The organism is Cellvibrio sp., from assembly GCF_039207905.1.
Lineage (GTDB): Bacteria > Pseudomonadota > Gammaproteobacteria > Pseudomonadales > Cellvibrionaceae > Cellvibrio.
This window is the reverse complement of record NZ_JBCECX010000020.1, coordinates 19,325-36,349: the sequence shown is the minus strand read 5'-3', so window position 1 is coordinate 36,349 and position 17,025 is coordinate 19,325. Positions and strand designations below refer to the sequence as shown.

16 protein-coding genes are annotated in these 17,025 nt (G+C 49.3%); 11 read left to right on the top strand and 5 right to left on the bottom strand.

Annotated features, from left to right (window positions below):
* Positions 1–44: 44 nt before the first annotated feature.
* Positions 45–1,898, bottom strand: a complete 1,854-nt coding sequence (locus AAGC78_RS13330; protein WP_435784582.1) for a pectate lyase — start codon at positions 1,896–1,898, stop codon at positions 45–47.
* Positions 1,899–2,324: 426 nt separating this feature from the next.
* Between AAGC78_RS13330 and AAGC78_RS13325 the strand changes: the two genes are divergently transcribed.
* Positions 2,325–3,008, top strand: a complete 684-nt coding sequence (locus AAGC78_RS13325) for a hypothetical protein (protein ID WP_435784581.1) — start codon at positions 2,325–2,327, stop codon at positions 3,006–3,008.
* Positions 3,009–3,110: 102 nt separating this feature from the next.
* Here AAGC78_RS13325 and AAGC78_RS13320 read toward each other — a convergent pair whose 3' ends face one another.
* Together AAGC78_RS13320 and AAGC78_RS13315 are read right to left on the bottom strand one after the other, a co-directional pair.
* A complete protein-coding gene (locus AAGC78_RS13320) occupies positions 3,111–3,269 on the bottom strand; it encodes a hypothetical protein (RefSeq protein ID WP_435784580.1) in 159 nt (52 codons plus the stop codon).
* Positions 3,270–3,710: 441 nt separating this feature from the next.
* Complete coding sequence (locus AAGC78_RS13315) at positions 3,711–4,637, bottom strand: LysR family transcriptional regulator (protein WP_435784579.1); 927 nt, start codon at positions 4,635–4,637, stop codon at positions 3,711–3,713.
* 100 nt (positions 4,638–4,737) lie between these two features.
* Here AAGC78_RS13315 and AAGC78_RS13310 point away from each other — a divergent pair, with 100 nt between their 5' ends.
* The 3 genes from AAGC78_RS13310 to AAGC78_RS13300 all read left to right on the top strand — a co-directional run bounded on the left by AAGC78_RS13310 (position 4,738) and on the right by AAGC78_RS13300 (position 6,348).
* Complete coding sequence (locus tag AAGC78_RS13310) at positions 4,738–5,172, top strand: PACE efflux transporter (RefSeq protein WP_435784578.1); 435 nt, start codon at positions 4,738–4,740, stop codon at positions 5,170–5,172.
* 238 nt (positions 5,173–5,410) lie between these two features.
* Positions 5,411–5,827, top strand: a complete 417-nt coding sequence (locus tag AAGC78_RS13305) for an organic hydroperoxide resistance protein (RefSeq protein ID WP_435784577.1) — start codon at positions 5,411–5,413, stop codon at positions 5,825–5,827.
* An 83-nt stretch (positions 5,828–5,910) separates the two neighbouring features.
* Entirely contained in the window at positions 5,911–6,348 is a 438-nt protein-coding gene (locus AAGC78_RS13300) for a MarR family winged helix-turn-helix transcriptional regulator (RefSeq protein WP_435784576.1), read from the top strand.
* Positions 6,349–6,365: 17 nt separating this feature from the next.
* On the opposite strand, the gene AAGC78_RS13295 is transcribed toward AAGC78_RS13300, so the two are convergent.
* Positions 6,366–8,102, bottom strand: a complete 1,737-nt coding sequence (locus AAGC78_RS13295; RefSeq protein ID WP_435784575.1) for a bifunctional metallophosphatase/5'-nucleotidase — start codon at positions 8,100–8,102, stop codon at positions 6,366–6,368.
* 345 nt (positions 8,103–8,447) lie between these two features.
* Positions 8,448–10,040, bottom strand: a complete 1,593-nt coding sequence (norR, locus tag AAGC78_RS13290; protein ID WP_435784574.1) for a nitric oxide reductase transcriptional regulator NorR — start codon at positions 10,038–10,040, stop codon at positions 8,448–8,450.
* Positions 10,041–10,282: 242 nt separating this feature from the next.
* On the opposite strand from norR, the gene AAGC78_RS13285 reads away from it, so the two are divergent.
* The 7 genes from AAGC78_RS13285 (at position 10,283) to AAGC78_RS13255 (ending at position 16,989) form a co-directional block, all read left to right on the top strand.
* Entirely contained in the window at positions 10,283–10,555 is a 273-nt protein-coding gene (locus tag AAGC78_RS13285; RefSeq protein ID WP_435784573.1) for a hypothetical protein, read from the top strand.
* A gap of 78 nt (positions 10,556–10,633) precedes the next feature.
* Positions 10,634–11,827: an NO-inducible flavohemoprotein gene (gene hmpA / locus AAGC78_RS13280; protein WP_435784572.1), complete on the top strand. Its 1,194-nt coding sequence runs from the start codon at positions 10,634–10,636 to the stop codon at positions 11,825–11,827.
* A gap of 145 nt (positions 11,828–11,972) precedes the next feature.
* Entirely contained in the window at positions 11,973–13,382 is a 1,410-nt protein-coding gene (gene ccoG / locus AAGC78_RS13275) for a cytochrome c oxidase accessory protein CcoG (RefSeq protein WP_435784571.1), read from the top strand.
* Positions 13,383–13,444: 62 nt separating this feature from the next.
* A complete protein-coding gene (gene mapR, locus AAGC78_RS13270; protein WP_435784570.1) occupies positions 13,445–14,854 on the top strand; it encodes a GntR family transcriptional regulator MpaR in 1,410 nt (469 codons plus the stop codon).
* 126 nt (positions 14,855–14,980) lie between these two features.
* Positions 14,981–15,484, top strand: coding sequence for a hypothetical protein (locus tag AAGC78_RS13265; RefSeq protein WP_435784569.1), 504 nt, complete (start codon positions 14,981–14,983; stop codon positions 15,482–15,484).
* A 442-nt stretch (positions 15,485–15,926) separates the two neighbouring features.
* On the top strand, positions 15,927–16,352 hold the full coding sequence (locus AAGC78_RS13260) for a septal ring lytic transglycosylase RlpA family protein (protein WP_435784568.1): 426 nt from the start codon (positions 15,927–15,929) through the stop codon (positions 16,350–16,352).
* A gap of 121 nt (positions 16,353–16,473) precedes the next feature.
* The gene (locus tag AAGC78_RS13255; RefSeq protein WP_435784567.1) at positions 16,474–16,989 is read left to right on the top strand and encodes a peptidoglycan-binding domain-containing protein; all 516 of its coding nucleotides are present in this window, start codon (positions 16,474–16,476) and stop codon (positions 16,987–16,989) included.
* The last annotated feature ends 36 nt before the right edge of the window (positions 16,990–17,025 follow it).

Genomic DNA, 17,025 nt, shown 5'->3' with positions numbered 1-17,025 from the left:
AAAAACCCGGCATTGCGCCGGGTTTTTTATTTCAACAAAAGCAATTATTTTTTGTAGGAGCATTTGTTTGGGTTGCCGCCTGGATCAGAACCAAATGCTGCAACAGTACAAGCGATTGATCCGCCCACCGATACTTTCTTGGTAACCCATTTGCCTTTGCGGCCAAAGGCAACCCAACCATCGCCTGAGGTAACTGCACAAGTATCACCTAAATCCGCGCACTTGGAAAAGCCACTTGGATAATCACCAGTGCCACTTAATACCGGCGCGCCACTTGCTGAACTTGAACTGCTTGATGCAACAGAACTGGAAGCCGTGCTGCCGATACGCGCGGATGCTGCATTAGAGTTGGTGACTACACCGGAAGTGGTATTTTTAATCCAGTAATAATAGGTTTGGCCAGATGCTGCAGTGCTATCGGTATACAAACGCACTGATGCGGCAAGTGACGCAATGCGCACACGGCCAGCAGGATCAGCGTCGGTATCGCGATACACTTCTTGTGCTCCGAGCGTCACATTATTCGCCGACCAACTCAACACAATGCTATTGCTGGTCGCAGTTGCACCGAGTGAAATTGAACCGGTTGCTGCAACAGAACTTGATGAATTGTTAGAAGGAACTGAACTGGGCGCAGCGCTGCTGGATGAACGACTTGATGGTGCAACGGAAGAGGCAGGAACAGATGAAGGTGCTACTGATGAAGTAGTACCACCACAGGCCGATGCTGTTAATTGCGCATTGTTTTTACCAACACCAGCGTAACTTGCAAGACGATCTTTCACGCATTGCGGCGTTACCGGCGAGTAGCTGTAGGGAATGCTGATCGGGAAGGGCGCTGTGGTTGTCCAGTTAGTTGCATCAATGGTACCGCCACTGCTCCAGGTAATATTGTAGGTTGCAAAATCACCAGGGTTGCGCACGTTGTTGTTGCGCAAATCCCAATAGCCGCAGTTGCTGCTATCGTAACGGCAAGTGATCGGATTTTTTGCATTCTGGAACCAGTTGCTTTCAATTAACGCATAACCTTTTTGACGCACGTTAATACCAGAATCGGTAATACCATCGTAAAGGTTGTTGTACATGTGCGTCCAACCACCGCGCTGCAATGGCAAACGCGCATTCACATTGCGATAAATATTGTGGTGGAAAGTAATTTCACGACCGCCGGCAATATCGCTACTGCTGGAACCATCAAGGCCGACTTTTTTGCTATCGCGAATCAAGTTGTAAGAAACTGTCACATTGTGCGATTCTTTTTTAATATCGATTGCACTTTCAAAGGTTAAGTCACCATCGGGCGAACCTTTACACTCGTTGTTCACTGCGAACAATTCATTGTGATCAACCCACACGTTGCTACCGCTGTCGATACGAATCATATCCGCATCATTATTTGCACCGGCAAGCGCGCCAATTTTCATATTGCGGATAATCACGTTGCTGGATTTATTGACCACGATTCCGAAATTCGCCGAAGAACCATTCGCACCGAGAATCGTCACGCCTTTGGTAAATTCTTTAATTTCTACGTAGCGATAAGCATCGTTCCAACGCGGCTTGGGGCAGTTGCCGGATGAATCAACCGTGTGGTCTTTAATCACCTGGTTAATCAGCGAATCTTCATTGCCGGTGTAAGTGATGATGACCGGATAAGCACCACCGCTGACTTTACTACCGTTAGCATCGAGCTTGGCGTTGGCGATAATCGTGTTGATTTGCTCGTAAGTGGATGCAGTAAATGATTTTGAACCTGAAGCGCTGCCGCCATCAGTAGTAGAAAAACCGCCGGTTGCTGCAGCGAATGCGTGGCTCCCGCTTAACAGGGCAATTGCAGCTGCAACGCAAGACGTGCTGAAGCCTGCCTTTTTTAGCAGGCGTGCTGAAGAGATATTCATAGTGATAATTCTCGCTTGTTATTTGAGATAGGGATTGTGGTACAGCGAGACCAAGCCGAAGAAATTCTGTAAATGCTCTTATTATTATTCCTTAGAAACCGTCGCTTTCGGAACGCGCAGGTGCGTTACCGGCGAGGTTCATACAACAGAGGAAATTGGCGGATTTATCAGATCACATCGACATTTATGATGCCAGTACAAGATCGCCGTTTCGTGATTCGTCAGACAAAATTTTTACTGTATTGGCACCTTAAATATCATTTTTCTTCACCTGTAAAAATCCCCTCAATTATTAATATTTAAATGACTAACGAGATTTAATCAGTGTGAATTTTTAAACACTAGACAACGTTGTCGCTTAAATGAGCTGTAAGTTATTTTCAGTCTGTTATGATTTAAGCGCTAACAGAGAAAGGTGCTTTCAGGATGAATAAAATAATATTTCCACTTTCCATTGTTGTTGCCGTCGGCGCAGGTTACTGGGCGGGGAAAAATTCACACACACTGGATACTGCTCCTTCCATAGCTGTAGTTGCACAGAGTGAAGCTGTAACCACCCCAATTGCTACACAAACTTCCTCTACTTTGCCCGTAGCACAGCACCAACAGAGTGATCCTGTTACTGCAGAAAATCAGCAACTATCTTCACATCCCGAATTATCTATTTCCGCTCAACCCTCACAACAACAAATTGATGAGATCAAAGCACAATACGAAGCTGAACAACACTCAGAAAAATTTACTGAGTGGCTCACCAAAAATCAAAAGGATAAACCCTGGTTTGATTTGGGAGTTGAAATGAATGGGCGATTTTCTGCAGAAAAAACTGATTACGATTGGGCTCCTGCAGAAGAAGAATATTTACAAACACTTTTTATTCAAGACTCAGCATTAGCTGGTATCGCACTCAAATCTACGTCTTGTAAATCAACTCAATGCCAAATCACTGTCAGCGTGATGGATCAAAATCATGCAAATGAAACAGCCATGACAATTAGCAAAGTCATAGGCAACCACAAATCCGCACAAATTATTATCGACAACAAAGTCAAGCAGGGCGAAGCCATTTTTTATGTATCGCGTGATGAGAAAGGATTTGAGCTTAAGTAAATAATTACTCAGCTCAATTATCTGGAATGGAATTCAGGTATAACAAGTATTGATGGATACTGTTTTCTACTTTCACAGAGTGGAGAACTGAGCAGGAAGGCTTCATTCAATACTAATTATTTTTACAATTGTAATTAGGGATATTTTCATGAAGTTATTTAAAATTATTTCAGCCATAACGGTTAGCTTCATTGCGTTCACATCAATTCCAGCGCTGGCAAACACACCAGCTTCCTGTTCTTGGGAGATAACCAGCTCCACATCGACTCCTCAACAACAAACAACCAATCAACGCTGTAAAGATAATAACAGTAATGCGTGGTTTGCTACCCGAACACTAGTGTCTTCAGCACCCTTTACCTCTCCTCCAGCATGCACAATTAGCATGATTGGAAATACCATTAACAATGGCACTTGCTTGCAACCAAATTTGGTTAGAACCAGCACTGCCTGTCAATCAGGTGCAGTTTTGGGACAATCGTGCAAATACACCAATGGAATACTCAATCCAGGACCTAATGATATGGGAAGATATGTAGTCTGTGGTGATGCTAGCTGTCCGTTAAGCACCGCAGAAAAAGGTTATAACACCCAATGCAAACCAGCATCGCAAAGTCAGCAATATAATAATCCAATCGTTGAGTGGTCCTGCCAATAAATAAAAATCCGCTACTGTATTTCAGTAGCGGATTTTTCACCTCATCACCGCGTTTTCCGATACTGCTCCGCCATCAACGCAACAAATCTTTGCGCGCCCAAACCTAAGGGGCGTTCGCGCGACCAAACTAAATCGATCCATAATTCTTCGCCGTTGGTGAGATTTTCCAGAGGCAATTCCAGCACCATGCGGCCGTTAATCCAGGGTTGCACTAGCGTGCGTGGCAACCAGGCCCAGCCGAGTTCGGCGATGACCAATTGTAATGCGACTTCCGGATTATCCACTCGCCAGTAGTGTTCGGAGATAGTACAGAAGCTGTTGAGGTTGCTTTCGCTGCGCGGGGTTTCGCTGTTGCGGCTGCTGACTAATATCTGCCGCACGGGGCGCAACTGGCTGTCGTTGAGATTGCCTTCAGCGGAAACTTGTTGCATCAGTGGATGAGTGCGGGCAATCACTGCGACCAATGTTTCTTGCCCCACCTCCTGAAAGTTTTCGCGGCCATCAGCGGCAGGGCGTTCAAACACGAGGGCGAGTTGCGCGCTGCCGTTATGCAGCAGTTGCAATGCATCGGTTTGCGGGGCGGTGATGACCTGGATATCCAGCAGCGGATATTCCTGTGCCAGCACCTTGAGTGGATCAACCCAAGCGGTGGATTGCAGCTCGGGGGCAATTACCAGTGTCAACCGTGTTTCCAATCCCTGGCTCAACTCCAGTGCCTGGGTGTTGAGCTGCTGTAGCTGGTTCATCAGCAAACGCGCTTGCGGTTCCAATGCGCGTGCGACGGCGGTGGGTTTGGGCTCGCGGCCGCTGCGGTCAAACAATTCCAGCGCCAGTTCGGCTTCCAAGTTCGCAATCGCCATGCTGATTGCCGAGGGCACGCGCCCCAGTCGGCGCGAGGCGGCAGAGAAGGAGCCGCTATCCAACACTGCCAAAAAGATACTGATCGTCTCGGAATTGAATACCGCGCTCATGCTTAATACCTCAATCTATCAATTGAACTGATATTAGCTAACTTTTTCTATCAGCACAAAACATAGAAACTGGCTTCATTCGATTGTGATGGAGGTCGTTATGCAAGGTTTAAAACGCCGTGTGGTCTATGTGGGACTGTACGAATTTATCGCGATAGTGCTGTCGGCACTCTTGTTAAAGCTGATCAGCAGCGCTGGTACTGGCGACTCGCTGGGTATTGCGGTGGCCGCCTCGGCAATCGCGATTGTGTGGAATCTGGTGTTCAACTATGGGTTTGAGCGCTGGGAACAATATCGCCAGCGCAAAGGGCGCAGCATAGGCGTGCGCGTGCTGCATGCGCTCGGGTTTGAAGGCGGCTTGCTGATCTTTTTGGTACCGGTAATCGCGCTCTGGCTGGATATCAGCTTTATGGAAGCACTGATTCTGGACATGGGTTTACTGGCCTTCTTCCTGTTCTACACCTTTATATTTAACTGGGTGTTCGACACAGTATTCGGGCTGCCTGCATCAGTAATAACTGAACCTGCCCATTGATTCTTGCCATTTTGATCATTAAAACAACTGCCTTCAGAATAAAACGGTATAAATTTATCAAAATAATAATTTGCACAATAATAGTTATCGCGATAATCTAATTTCAGTTCCACGGAATTGTACAAACGCTTCCGGGACAAGACGAAAAACCTTTTTATTTACTCATTTAATTATCGCGATAATAATTATCGCAAAATCAATTACCTTAAATATTCAATGTAAATACAGGAGCTACACCATGAACATATTGTATAAAACCTCTGCTACTACCAACTCTGGCCGCGATGGTCGTGCAGTTTCTGCTGATGGAGTTTTGGATGTAAAACTGGCGGTGCCAAAAGAATTGGGTGGCGATGGCCGCGCTGCAACTAACCCTGAACAACTATTCGCTGCTGGTTACTCAGCCTGCTTTCTGAGCGCGATCAAATTCGTCGCTGGCCAGGCAAAAATCGCGGTAGGTAGCGATTCAACCGTGACTGCCGACGTTGGCATCGGCCAGATCCCCACCGGTTTTGCCTTGGAAGTCGCGCTGAAAATCAGCTTGCCCGGTGTTGATCCAGAACAGGCCCAAGCGCTGGTCGATAAAGCCCACATCGTTTGCCCATACTCCAACGCCACCCGCGGCAACATTCAGGTAAGTTTGCAACTGGTGTAATTTTGGTCGAGAATTATCGCGATAACATTGAGCACAACAAGCAATGTTATCGCCTTGATTCTTTTTGACTGCGAGCAACCGCCATGTCCACTAACTATCTGCTATTAGACAAACAGCTCTGTTTTGCCCTCTATTCCACATCCTTGGCGATGACCAAACTCTATAAGCCATTGCTGGAAAAGTTAGGGCTTACTTACCCGCAATACCTTGTGATGCTGATTTTGTGGGAGCGTGATGGCCTTGCACTGAAGGATATTGCCGAGCAATTACATATCGACTCCGGCGCGCTTACACCAGTGATCAAACGGCTTGAAGCCCTGGGACTTTTGCAGCGCCAGCGTCAGGTAGACAACGAGCGCACCCTTGAGATTGGCCTGACCCCGGCCGGTAAAGCGCTGCGTGAACAGGCGCAGGAAATCCCCCTGCACATCGGCATGGCCTGCGCGACCAGCGAAGCGGAGATCAATGCCCTGCGCGAGCAATTGCAGCAACTACGCAAAAACCTCACTCGCGCCCAATAGCCTTTAGCGCTGCGCTATTAATTCACCCGCTGGATGCGCTTTTCCGGAGCTGCTTGGCCGGCGGGTTTTCCGGCTTTTTCCTGCGCTTGCAGATAATCAATTAACGCATCGAGATCGCGCACGGCGCTGTCTTCGCGCTCACTTCCCTGCGTGAATACCGAAAACTTATCGCCCCCATCCGCGAGGAATGAATTGGTCGTAATACGATACTGGTTATCCGCTTTTACCAGCTGCCCATTCACGCGTAGCGATTCCGCAATAACGCGATTGCCCAGCGGGCGCGTTGCATCCCACTGATAGGAAAACGACCGGGAAATTTGCAGCGGGCGAAAATCTTCCACCGCTCCCGCCTGCCATTGCTGCTCCAGCAGGGATTTTAATTGCGCACCGCTCAGGTTCATCACTTGCAAAGTACCTTTGAATGGATGCACGGCGGATACTTGCGAAAATACTACCTGCGCTTTGCCTTCACCCAGCGACAAATCACTGCGAATGCCACCCGAATTCATAAACGCAATTTGCGCCCCTTTATTTTTTGTCGCAGCCAATTGCGCATCGGCAATCAAATCACCCATTGCCGATTCTCCGGCGGTATTAGCAACACGATTAATTGTTTGCACACCAATTCGCGCAATCGGTTTTTCTAAAATTGATTTGCTGCGTTCCACCAGCTGCTGTTCAAACGCAGCAATTGCAGGAGTAGGGCGATAGCGATTTGGATCAACCAGAATATTTTCTGCAACGGCGTTAGTGATTTCGCCATCGGCTTGATTCAAGGTTAAATTCAAATGAGTTACCAAATGACCGTAAGACGCACCTTGACTGATCAATAATTTTCCGAGTTTGCATACATAAGATTGATGTGTGTGCGCGCTCAAGAGCACATCGATTTCCGGATCAAGCCGCTGCGCAATATCAACAATGTCACCACTAAAATTATCGCAACCGTTAAACGATCCCTGCTGTTTTCCACCTTGATGTACCAACGCAACTATGGCCTTTACACCTTGACGCTGGATTTCAGGCACGTAGCGATTTATCGCTTCAGCTTCATCGAGGACCCGAATACCTTTCATTGATGATGCGGGAATAACCGACGCAAGTTCTTCTACTTCTGCGCCAATAAAAGCGATCTTCACACCTTTGATTTCTTTAATCAGGTAAGGCGCAAAAACTGGTTGGCCGCTGGTGCTATCGATTAAATTCGCAGCGATATAGGGAAATGTTGCGCCCTTGAATTCCGTTGCATATTTGCAGGCTTTATCTGGCCTTGGCGACTCACAACCGCCATGCACCTGCCGCAATAATTCCGCTTTGCCTTCGTCCAGCTCGTGATTGCCGAGCGTGGAAAATTCAAGCCCCAATAAATTCAGCGCATTAATGCTGGGCTCGTCGGCCCACATTGCCGAGACTGGCGGCGATGCGCGGATTAAATCGCCCACCCCCACAAATAATAATTGCGGATCTTGTTCGCTCAATTCGGTTAGCAAACCACTTAAGGCCGCAATACCACCTGCGGGTGTTGCGATTTGCTGCGTAGGATTTTTGGGGTCGGCGTAAGTGTAAGTGCTGGCTTGTATGTAGCCGTGAAAATCATTCAGGGCAACAAGGCTCACATTCACACTTGAGGAGGATGGAGAATGCGTACAAGCGCCAAGCCCAATGATGAGGCCGGTTGCGAATGCCGTTTTAATTGCCGTGCTGATAAACCTTGTGTTGATCAAACGATTGAATTGATATTTGGATAGCGCCATTTTTTCCACCGATTTTTTTACAACATCTAGCGAGCCCAGTTGTCACTCTGGCGGCATAGGCGGCAGCATGGATTGTGCCAGCGTCGGTCAGGATTTCGGGATAAGGAATTGCACGCGTGAAATAAGCATCGCGGCGCAATCAGGAATAAAAATCAGCGATCACTTATTTCACCCAAGTGCCTCACCAGAATGCAAACCCTGTTTTGCAGGCACCGGAATGGCTCGCCATCACTTAGTTAAAGTGCAGTTATTTAATGTGCAGAAAGGAAATGACAGTTTCGTTAAAAAATGGCGCGCGCCAATTATTAATTGTCAGTGGAGAGCATTAATTATGAATGGTGGTTATTAATTATCTGTGGCGAGCCGTTTTTCCAGTTTGATACCCAAGCGTTTCGCCAAGCGCGTGAGGTTGGCGCGATCCAAATCCAGAGTCTTGGCCGCAACAGTCCAATTACCTGCGGATGCCGATAACGCCTGGATAATTTGCGCGCGTTGAAATTGCTCGGTTGATTCTTTCAAGCTCGCGCCGCTGATATCAATCGCTTGCACGTTGGTTTTAGCAGCGCGATTCGTTTCCGGTTTTGCGCCTTCCGCCAAATCAAAATGCGCAGGCAGAAGGGCAAGTATCGCCGGATCATCCGCGCCCTGTTGCGCTTTGGCTTTTAGTGCGGCGCGGCTGATCATGTGTTCCAACTCGCGCACATTGCCCGGCCACTGATAATTCAGCAGCGCCAATTCGCTTGCCTTCGCCAGCTTTAATTGACGCAAACCCAATTTGCGCGCGGTGAGTTCAAGGAAATAGCCGGCGAGCAACAACACATCGCCATCGCGCTCACGCAATGGCGGTACGGCAATCGGGTAAACCGACAGGCGATGGTATAAATCTGCGCGAAAATTGCCTCGCTCAACTTCTTGCTTGAGATCGCGATTGGTCGCCGCAACCACGCGCACATTAACCCGCTCCACCTGGTCGCGCCCGACCGGTTGTATCTCACCGCTCTGCAAAGCGCGCAGCAGTTTGCTTTGGATCGCCAACGGCAACTCGCCCACTTCATCCAAAAATAAAGTGCCGCCATTCGCCAACTGGAATTTGCCCGCACGCTCACGCTCGGCGCCGGTAAATGCGCCTTTGCTGTGGCCGAACAATTCGCTTTCTGCGAGGGTTTCCGGCAGCGATGCGCAGTTGAGATGGACAAGGGGCTGACTGCTGCGATGGGATAACTGATGCAACTTGCGCGCGACCAGCTCTTTGCCAACGCCGGTTTCACCTTCAATCAGCACCGTGTAATCCGAGTTGGCGACCAGATTGATATCGCTTTTGAGCGCGAGCATCGCCGGACTTTGGCCGATCAACTCACCGCCGCCGCCTTCGCGGGTGAGCGCCTCGCGCGTCAATTCCTGCAACAAATCCTGGCTGCGTTTGGCGCTGAGTTCGAGGCGATTCAGCTGCATCGCTGTTTTTAAACTGGCGGCCGACATAGCGGCGATTACCTCCAGCGTGCGCTCGGGAATGGTGTCGAACACATTAGGAGTGAGGCTATCGAGCGTAACTACGCCGATCAGTTGCGCATCCGAATAAAGCGGTAAACCCATGCAGGCGTGGACGGGCAAATCGCCCGGTTGCGCCAGCAATAGACCGTCGTAAGGATCAGGGTGAGGCGAATCGGCAGCAAAACGCAGTGGCCGCATTGCCTGGCAAATTTCGGCGAGGCGCGGATGGTCGCGGGTATGAAAACGGCGACCGAGGGTATCGGGTGATAAGCCCTGGATCGCCAGCGGCGTTAGCAGGCCATCGTTCAGTGCCAGCAAGGCAACCGCATCGCAATTGATGGCTTTGCGGATGCTGGTCAGCAGCCGGTCAAAGCGGTCTTCATTGCCGATGCTATTGGCCAAGTCCAATGCCACTTCAATCAACAGGGTGGAATTCACCTCTGCCATAACCTGCTCCCGCTGAGTGCCACTTAAGAAATGATCACGTCGCGAGTCTATTTGATCCTGCTGTTTCTTGAAAGTCAAAACAATACATAAGAGTCATATTGACACAAAATAATAGAGTCAATATGACACATAAAGAATCGATGAAAACTCATAAGATACTGATATTAAACAGTTTTTAATTTTGGCATTGTTGCTGTAATAACCGGATTAGCAAGTTAACCAAATTCATCCGGGAGCCAACCATGTCACTACCAATCTGTGCCCAATCTTCTGCCGATCACGCTGACGTCGAAGTGGATCACCGCTTACTGCTCAGCTTCGCCAATCGCGGCTTGCTCGCATCTGCCCTTGTCCTGCTGCTGACTGTGCTCGTCTGTTACCCCTATGCCGAGTGGTTTTCGCTGGAGGCACAGATCTTCGGTCACGCCGCGATGATCCTGAGTGCAGTGCTGATCAAGCTCACTTACCTGCTGCGCTGTATCGCCCAACAGGCGCTGCACTTACCTGTAGGTTGATCCCTATTTCGCCGATTTTATGTGTATTTTCGTTGTTTTTATCGTCGCATTGCGACAATTCAGGCTGAGGAGCCCGCTATGTTATCTGCCCAAACTATGGCTATTGTGAAAAGTACCGTCCCCCTGCTGGAAGATGCCGGCACCGTGATTACCGAGCATTTTTACGCGCGTATGTTTCGCGCCAACCCCGAGCTGAAAGATATTTTTAACATGAGCAACCAGCAGTCCGGGCGCCAGCAATTTGCGCTCTTCAGTGCGATTGCGGCCTACGCCAAAAATATCGAAAACCCGGCGGTGCTCAAGACGGCGGTGGAGCGCATCGCCCACAAACACACCAGTTTGAATGTGCAGGCGCATCACTACGATATCGTCGGCCATCACCTGATCGAAACCCTGCGCGAGCTGGCGCCCGCCGCCTTTACTGCCGAGGTCGAAGCGGCCTGGACCGAGGCTTACGCCTTTCTCGCCGCAATATTTATTGGCCGCGAGGGTGAACTGTATCGCCAGTCAGAACAGGGAGTTGGCGGCTGGAGAGGTGTGCGTCGCTTTACTGTGATCAAGAAAAAAGTCGAGTCGGCACTGGTGACCAGTTTTGTACTCGCACCCAGCGATGGCGGCGCGGTACTGCGTTACCAACCGGGGCAATACCTGTCAGTGCGCGTAAAACCGGCGGGCGCCGACTATTGGGAGATCCGCCAGTATTCGCTCTCAGATCGCGCCAACGGCGAGTATTACCGGATCAGCGTAAAACGCGAGAATGGAGCGGTGCAGGGCGCGGTTTCCAACCATTTGCACGATGCGGTACAGCAGGGCGATGAAATCGAAGTGCTGCCACCGGCAGGTGATTTCTTCCTGCAATCGCTCAACCGCCCGACGGTATTGATCTCTGCCGGCGTGGGCTTAACACCGATGGTGTCCATGCTGGAGGCAATCGTGCACGCCAATACCGGTGCACCGGTCGCCTTCCTACATGCCTGCGAAAATGCGCAGCAGCACTCGTTCGCCGGGCGTATCGCCGCGCTTCAGCAAGCTTATGCACCGCTGCGCAGCTTTACCTGGTACAGCGCGCTGGATGATTTGCCCTCGCCAACGCACTTCCACGGCTTGATGGAAATCGCCCCGCTCGCGGCGCAACTGCCACTCGCGGATGGCAACTTTTACCTCTGCGGCCCGACCGGCTTTATGAAGTTTGCCAAAGACCAGTTGTTGGCATTGGGGGTTGATGCCGCGCGCATCCACTACGAGGTTTTTGGCCCCCATAGTGATCTGTAACCTGTTTTGGTTATAAGCCTGCCACACGGCGGGCTTTTTAACGGGACAAACGCATCTGCTATGGTTTTTTATGATTTAACTGAGTCTGTTTTTAGTACAGATGAAACGCCATAGTGAACAGCATCACTGCGGATGAGACATCACCATGAGCAACACCAGCAACCCTCTGTTAATTCCCACCAAAAACTTGCACTCTCCCAAAGCCGCCGCCAAGGTCGACGGCAAAATTTTCACTCGCAGCTTCAGCGGCCGCTTCCGCAATTGGCGCCGTGGCGCAGCGGGTCTGTTAGCGCTGATGTTTTTCGGCACTTCATGGCTGAATTGGAATGGCCACCAAGCCGTGTTATGGGATCTGAACACCCGCCAATTCCACGTCTTCGGCACCACCTTCTGGCCGCAGGATTTCTTGCTGCTCTCACTGTTTATGCTGATCGGCGTATTTTTATTGTTCGCTGTGACCATGGTTGCCGGGCGCATTTGGTGTGGCTACACCTGCCCACAAAGCGTGTGGACCTGGGCGTTTATGTGGGTCGAAAATATCACCGAGGGCGATCGCAACCAGCGCATCAAATTAAATGCCGCGCCGAATAATTTATCCAAAATCGCCAAGCGCACCAGCAAACACGGCCTGTGGTTGGCGATGAGCCTTGCCACCGGCATCGCCTTTGTCGGCTACTTTATTCCGGTGCGCGAACTGACTGCCAACTTGCTGCAACTGGAATGGTTCACCACCAGCGCCGCCTGGGTATTTATTGTCGCCGGTCTCACTTACGTTAACGCCGGTTGGGTGCGCGAAAAAGTGTGCGTACACATGTGCCCCTACGCGCGCTTCCAAAGCGTGATGTTTGATCGCGATACCTTAGTGATCGCCTACGACAGTGCGCGCGGTGATTCACGCGGCGCACGCAAAAAACACGAAGATCCCAAAGCGCTTGGCTTGGGCGATTGCATCGACTGCTATATGTGCGTGCAAGTTTGTCCGACTGGAATTGATATCCGCGATGGTTTGCAAATGGATTGCATCGGCTGCGCCGCCTGCATCGACGCCTGCGATGATGTGATGGATAAAATGGGCTATGCCAAAGGCCTCGTCAGTTATACTTCAGAAGCCGCACTCGCGGGCGAACCGGTGCGCATTGCGCGTCCACGTTTGTGGGCTTACAGCGCGGCGCTGGTGATTATGATCGGCTCGCTCTGGTTTGCATTGGATGCGCGCGAACTGGTCGATATGAGCGTAGTAAAAGATCGCACCGTGATGTATCGCAAAACCAGCGAAGGCAATGTGATGAACGTGTACCGTTTAAAAATCACCAACAAAACCCAGGTGCCTGCGCGCTACGAATTGATGATCGATAAAGACCCGCGTTTAACCCTGACTCGCACCCACGAGATAATATTAAAACCGGGTGAAGTGTTTGATATGCCGATCAGCGTCACTATGAAACAAGGCAGCGAAACATCCGGCATGACGCACTTTGATTTTGTGCTGGTGAATCACGCCCAGCCAGGTTCATCAGTGCGTGTAGATGCCAACTTTATTTATCCGGCGTTTTAATGCCTGGTAATTTATTAAGGTGTTATTTAATTAAAAGTCACAAGGAAAATTTATAACACCTTATGAAACTTTATGAAAAGTTCGCCGACGAAATCGCGCAACTCATTCGCACCGGTGTGCTGGCGGCGAATGAAAAAGTCCCCTCGGTGCGCACTGCAAGCCGCACCTACGGCGTAAGCCAGGCTACGGTTTTCCAAGCCTATTATTTATTGGAAAGCCGCGGCCTGATTCAAGCACGCGCGCGCTCAGGTTACTTCGTGCGCGCGCAAGCAAAACACGCACTCGCCGAACCGGAAATGAGCGCAGCGATTGCTGACAGTACCGATGTAGATGTCAGCGAACTGGTATTTTCAGTATTAGGCTCAATTAAAGATCCGGACATTATTCCGATGGGCTCCGCATTTCCCAGTCCGGATTTATTTCCCCTCTCGCGCCTTGCCCGCTCAATGGGCAAAAGTATCCAGCAATTACCCGCGCGCGCGATTCTTGCCGATATGACTTACGGCAACCCCAACTTGCGCCGCCAGATTGCATTGCGTTACATGGTGAATGGCGTAATGAATTCACCCGACGAATTAGTTATCACCAACGGCGCATTGGAAGCATTGAATTTATGTTTGCAAGTTGTCACCAAACCGGGCGACTTGGTAGCGATTGAATCACCCACGTTTTACGCCGCATTGCAAATCCTTGAACGCTTGCAATTAAAAGCAGTGGAAATTCCGGTGCATCCGCGCGACGGAATTCACTTGCCTACTTTGGCGGACAGCTTGCAACGTTTGCCAATTAAAGCCTGCTGGTTTATGAGTAGTTTTCACAATCCACTCGGCGCGTCCATGAGCGATGAAAAAAAACAATCGCTCTACGAATTACTACAGCAACATCAGGTTCCCTTAATTGAAGATGATGTCTACGCCGAATTGTATTTTGATGCTACGCCACCCAAGCCGGTGAAATTTTTTGACCGCGGTGGATTGGTAATGCACTGCGGCTCTTTTTCCAAAAATCTCGCGCCCGGTTACAGGGTAGGCTGGGTTTCTGCGGGGCGCTACACCGAACAAATCCATCGCCTGAAATTAATGACCACCATTTCGCCCTCGGTGCCCGCGCAAGTTGCTATCGCCGATTATTTACAACACGGCGGTTATGATCGCCATCTACGCAAATTGCGCGATACCCTTGAACATCAACAGCAATTAATGTTGAACGCAATTGCAAAATATTTTCCCAAAAATACGAAAGTCACCCGTCCTGATGGCGGTTATTTTTTGTGGGTAGAATTGCCGCCGCAAGTGGATAGTTTGCAATTGTTTTCCATGGCGCTCGCGCAAGGCATTAGTGTCGCCCCCGGCCCAATTTTTTCTGCCACCCGCCGCTACCAACATTGCATCCGCCTAAACTACGGCTGCAATTGGAACGCGGGAATGGATGCAGCTATGGCGACACTGGGGAAATTAATCGCTGGTTTTTGATGCTGGAGCGCGCGCCATTCAAGCACACAAATAATTCAAAGATTGTGCAAACAACTTCCGGTTGGAATCAAATGATCCGGCAATGGTCAGAGCCCCTGAATATTGAATAAATCCACGGAGTTTGCAGTGACTATCACTCGTTTCTTTTTAATCCCCGTCGCCCTCAGCTTGTTCGCCTGCGCCAGCCAGGAACCAAAACAGCCCAAAACTACCGACTCCATCATCACCCTGATCCAGGTTGATGGCAGCAAACAATTCAGCTATACCCTGATTATGGAAATGCCCGACCGAGGTGGCCGACCGCAAGGAGGACCCGGAGGCAGAGGTGGTGGTAAAGGCGGTCCACCGCCGGGAGGCCCAGACGGTAAACGCCCCGGCGGCCCCGGAGATTTTGATCGCGCAGATGACGATCATGATGACGGACGACTAAAACATCTCACCGAAGAAGGTTTGCTCGCCAAGTTGGAAGACACCGGTTACTGCCGCAACGGCTACCAACAATTGGAAACCCAATCGCGGCGCGGTGCGATGAATATCGCTGGCGAATGCTACGACAAAGCGACCGATGAGGATCGCAAAAAATTCCCAAATCCAGAGCCGAAAAAAGTGATTGAGGAGAGGTTGGATTAATGCGCTGCTAATGCAGTGCTCTACAACCAATCTGGATGCTTTCATCGCATTGAAAACACGTGTCGCAAAAGCTTTTACTTCTCCGACGTTGGAGATGAAAGCAGCCAGATTGCAAACACAGAAAATAAGGCAAGTGCTAAAAGTCCCATGATCCCTCCTGGAAAATTTCTGAGAAAAGTTGCGTCATTAACCGGACTCAGTGTCAGGCAATAACCCACTCTACTGATTTTGCTGATGCCCTGAACAGGCGGTTGAAAACATATTTCCTAAGAGGTCTATCGCACACAACGCGAGCGCCTCAAACGAATAATAAATTCATATAAACGCTGCTGTTATATTCCAACTAAAACGCGTAAAAACTTGTACACAACCACAGAATAGACTTTAGTGATAAGCTTCCAAAACGCGCCGTTGAAAAGTAGACAATAAACGAGGGAATAACATGAGATTCGCTTTAAAGGCACTAGTTGTAATACTTATCTCTGCTGTTATGTGGGGCTGTAGCTCAGCTCAACATAAAACTCCTTCAACCAAGCCCACAGGAACAAGTAGTGTGAGTCAACCTGGTTATGTAGAAACAGGTAAAGCCTCGTTCTATGCAAACCTACATCAAGCGAAGAAAACCGCCAGCGGAGAAATTTACGATCATAAACTGAGTACAGCAGCCCACAAGAAATTACCTTTTGGAACAAAACTCAAGGTCACTAATTTGGCGAATGGGAAAACCGTTGTTGTAAAAGTTAATGATCGCGGCCCCTTTATTAAAGGCCGAATTCTGGATCTTTCAAAATCTGCATTCAGCAGCATAGCAAGTGTATCGGCAGGCGTTATTGAGGTGAAAATTGAAGTGATACCTGCTAACAACTGAGCCTACTGCAAGGCTTAGTTTAACAATCATCAAATAAATGATTTTTTGTAAAACAGATCAACATAGGTTTCATTGTAGGCGGGAATATATCAACGCAGCTCTCAGAGCTAAAGGAGTGAAAATGACAGACGCTATAAGAGGGACAATTGTTGCAAGTGTTTTCGCACTAGCAGGTGCGCTGGGTGGAGCTGCGGTAACTGGTTGGTCACAAGTTCAACTAGCAAAGCAGAAATTCAATTCCGATCTTGTCCTGAAAGCCCTGGAATCTGGCGATCCGTCGCAGCGGCTTGAATCACTAAGATTGCTAATTGAAACCAATCTAATACAAGATCCCGAAATAAAAAAAGGAGTACGAGAGTACGCAAAATCCAGAGAGGCAGTTCCGGAATCAATCCCCCAAATTATGTCTGTCGCCCAAGTACCAACGAAATTCAAAACGGCCAGAGATGTTCAGGAAATGCTTAAAGCATTGGGCTATTACACCGGACAAGTTGAAGATTTTTACACTCCTGAATTTAGACAAGCCACACAAACGTTTCAGCAAGAGCACGGCCTTACTCCGGATGGTCAAATTGGTGCAATGACACTGAGAATCATGACTCAAGAGTATGAGAAGGCGAAACAAGCACCTCAGTAGGTACTCAAATCCAGCATAAATATCAACTTAATCGGG

What these genes read in the sequence shown, in the direction of transcription:
- AAGC78_RS13330 (WP_435784582.1), bottom strand. Translation starts at nt 1,898, where the DNA reads ATGAATATCTCTTCAGCACGCCTGCTAAAAAAGGCAGGCTTCAGCACG.
- AAGC78_RS13325 (WP_435784581.1), top strand. Translation starts at nt 2,325, where the DNA reads ATGAATAAAATAATATTTCCACTTTCCATTGTTGTTGCCGTCGGCGCA.
- AAGC78_RS13315 (WP_435784579.1), bottom strand. Translation starts at nt 4,637, where the DNA reads ATGAGCGCGGTATTCAATTCCGAGACGATCAGTATCTTTTTGGCAGTG.
- AAGC78_RS13310 (WP_435784578.1), top strand. Translation starts at nt 4,738, where the DNA reads ATGCAAGGTTTAAAACGCCGTGTGGTCTATGTGGGACTGTACGAATTT.
- AAGC78_RS13305 (WP_435784577.1), top strand. Translation starts at nt 5,411, where the DNA reads ATGAACATATTGTATAAAACCTCTGCTACTACCAACTCTGGCCGCGAT.
- AAGC78_RS13300 (WP_435784576.1), top strand. Translation starts at nt 5,911, where the DNA reads ATGTCCACTAACTATCTGCTATTAGACAAACAGCTCTGTTTTGCCCTC.
- AAGC78_RS13295 (WP_435784575.1), bottom strand. Translation starts at nt 8,102, where the DNA reads ATGGCGCTATCCAAATATCAATTCAATCGTTTGATCAACACAAGGTTT.
- norR (WP_435784574.1), bottom strand. Translation starts at nt 10,040, where the DNA reads ATGGCAGAGGTGAATTCCACCCTGTTGATTGAAGTGGCATTGGACTTG.
- AAGC78_RS13285 (WP_435784573.1), top strand. Translation starts at nt 10,283, where the DNA reads ATGTCACTACCAATCTGTGCCCAATCTTCTGCCGATCACGCTGACGTC.
- hmpA (WP_435784572.1), top strand. Translation starts at nt 10,634, where the DNA reads ATGTTATCTGCCCAAACTATGGCTATTGTGAAAAGTACCGTCCCCCTG.
- ccoG (WP_435784571.1), top strand. Translation starts at nt 11,973, where the DNA reads ATGAGCAACACCAGCAACCCTCTGTTAATTCCCACCAAAAACTTGCAC.
- mapR (WP_435784570.1), top strand. Translation starts at nt 13,445, where the DNA reads ATGAAACTTTATGAAAAGTTCGCCGACGAAATCGCGCAACTCATTCGC.
- AAGC78_RS13260 (WP_435784568.1), top strand. Translation starts at nt 15,927, where the DNA reads ATGAGATTCGCTTTAAAGGCACTAGTTGTAATACTTATCTCTGCTGTT.
- AAGC78_RS13255 (WP_435784567.1), top strand. Translation starts at nt 16,474, where the DNA reads ATGACAGACGCTATAAGAGGGACAATTGTTGCAAGTGTTTTCGCACTA.